The sequence below is a fragment of the Moorena sp. SIO3I6 genome, from assembly GCF_010672095.1.
On sequence record NZ_JAAHHU010000598.1, the window covers coordinates 1 to 2,686 of the forward strand.

At 45.1% G+C, this 2,686-nt stretch carries 2 protein-coding genes; one reads left to right on the forward strand and one right to left on the reverse strand.

The annotated features are described in order from the left end of the window. On the reverse strand, positions 1–1,211 hold a 1,211-nt coding region (gene purD, locus F6K49_RS40110), incomplete at its 3' end, for a phosphoribosylamine--glycine ligase (RefSeq protein ID WP_293106348.1). A gap of 184 nt (positions 1,212–1,395) precedes the next feature. Here purD and F6K49_RS40115 point away from each other — a divergent pair. Continuing rightward, on the forward strand, positions 1,396–2,352 hold the full coding sequence (locus F6K49_RS40115) for an NAD-dependent epimerase/dehydratase family protein (protein ID WP_293106351.1): 957 nt from the start codon (positions 1,396–1,398) through the stop codon (positions 2,350–2,352). Positions 2,353–2,686 lie beyond the last annotated feature (334 nt).

The window sequence follows — 2,686 nt, forward strand, 5'->3', positions numbered from 1 at the left end:
TGGATACAATCCATAGCGCTATAAGCAACTGATAAAGCTTGCGCTATTGTTTTACCGGTGCCGGTAACCCCCAAAACCCGACCACCACTGGTAACTAGCTCCTTCTGTTTCAGGGTAGTACCAGCACTGCAAACTATTGCTCCATGTTGTTCAGCTTGTTCAATACCAGTAATTACCTTACCCTTTTCGTAAGCTCCCGGATACCCTTTCGAGGCAGCAATCACACAAGCCGCAGCCCCTTGTTTCCAGGTAATAGTTGGTAATTCCGCCAGTCGCTGTTGGGTACAAGCCAGAAGCACCTGATCTAGGGGAGTTTCTAGCAAGGGTAGGATAGCTTGAGTTTCTGGATCCCCAAAGCGACAATTAAATTCCAGAACCGTTGGGTTTCCTTCTGGAGTAATCATCAATCCTGCATAGAGAACCCCCCGATAATCAATTCCCCTGACCTTTAAAGCCTCAAGGGTAGGATTAAGAATTTCCGTTTCAATCCGTGTGCTTAGCTCTGGGGTAACAATCGGTGCAGGAGCATAAGCTCCCATCCCTCCGGTATTCGGACCGGTATCCCCTTCCCCAATTCGCTTATGGTCCTGAGCTGGTAGTAAGGGGCGAACCGTCAAGCCATCGGTAACAGCCAAAACCGAAACTTCTTGACCGGTGACACACTCTTCAATCACTACCGTCTCAAACCCATTCTGAAAGAGTGACTCCACAGCCGTTTCGGCTTCGTCTATCGTAGCCGCAACAGTTACTCCCTTACCGGCTGCTAAGCCATCGGCTTTAACCACAATTGGTGCTACCTGGGTTTTGACATAAGCCAATGCTGGTTCTGGTTCCGTAAACACAGCAAAACTTGGAGTAGGAACACCAGCCGACTGCATCAAATCCTTTGCCCAAGACTTACTCGACTCAATTTGCGCTCCCTCCTGGGTGGGACCAAACACAGGGATATCTTTACTTTGGAGATAGTCTGTAATACCTAATGACAGTGGCAGTTCTGGACCAACCACCACTAGAGATATATCGTTAACCAGAGCAAACTCAGCAATTGCTTCAAAATCTTGAACGTTTAATAAAAGATTTTGGCAACCTCTTAGTGTAGCGGTGCCACCATTACCAGGAACACATATGACCTGCTGAATACTTTGAGATTGCAGTAGCTTCCAAGCAAGGGCGTACTCCCTTCCCCCATTGCCGATTACCAAAATCTTCACGTTTTTTGTACACTCTGTGGTGAATAGTCTATCTTATTCTATGAGCTTACCAAAGTATTGAATCCATTTTTACCAAAAAAAAATTTGTAACTATTTAAAATAGTATGCCAGACTAGATTTAATATACATCTACATATCAACTAGTCTAACTAAAGCTTAGGCAATAGTTTTAAATCTTAAATTTATGGCTCTTAATATCGTTACGGGTGCTGCGGGTTTTGTCGGTTCTCACCTAGTAGAAACCCTTTTGAATCAAGGTGAGCGAGTGATTGGTATTGATCAATTTAACGATTACTACGATCCCAACCTCAAGCGCCGGAATATTGAAAATTTTAAAGAGCATCCCGCTTTTGAGTTAATCGAAAGTGATATTCAGACCTTGGATTGGCGATCGCTCCTAACTGATGTAGAGGTAGTTTATCATCAAGCAGCACAAGCTGGAGTTCGTGCCAGTTGGGGGGATGGTTTTCGGGATTATACCGAGCGCAATATTAACGCTACCCAAATCCTACTCGAAGCCGCCAAAGATGCCAAGCATCTGACCCGATTAGTCTATGCTTCCAGCTCTTCAGTTTATGGTAATGCGGAAGCCCTACCGACATCTGAAACAATTCTTCCCCAACCGGTTTCCCCCTATGGGGTAACCAAGCTAGCAGCAGAACACCTATGCTTACTGTATTACCATAACTTTGGTGTACCCGTTACTGCCTTACGCTATTTCACCGTATATGGACCGAGGCAGCGCCCAGACATGGCATTTCACAAATTCCTAAAAGCCATTCTCACGGATGAAGCCATTAGCATATATGGTGACGGAAAGCAAACCCGAGACTTCACCTTTGTCAAAGACATCATAGCCGCGAATCTGGCTGCAGGTACCACACCAGCTGCTGTTGGGGAAGTCTTTAACGTTGGTGGTGGTAGCCGAGTGGTGCTAGCGGATGTTCTCGACACGATTGAAGAAATTGTTGGACATCCCATTAAGAAAAACTACATCGAAAAAGCCAAAGGAGATGCACGTCACACTGCAGCAGACATTACCAAGGCCAAAACCTTGCTAAGTTATCAACCTCAGGTATCCCTATCCCAAGGCTTAGCCCAAGAATGGGAATGGATACAGACTCTTTACGCTCGTGTATAGAAATTATCTAATCTTATCTATCAATTTTCATGAATCATATCCCCCCCTTATTAAGGGGGGTTAGGGGGGATCCCTAGTCAAAGAATAGTGTATATCCCTGTTCTGTCACTCTCCGAAAAGGCAAGCCTTTTCGGAGTCTGCCGAGTATAGGCCAGGCAAGCGATAGCGTAATTTTTTCCGAGTAGCAATTCTGGAGAGTGTGAAATTGACCAAAATGCGATCGCAACACTCTATATCACCGAGTATACCTTGGCTCTAGAATTTATTAATCATAGCAGAAACCGGAAAGTGACAGAAGAGGGATATAGCAATTATCTCTCCCATGAGGTACAAA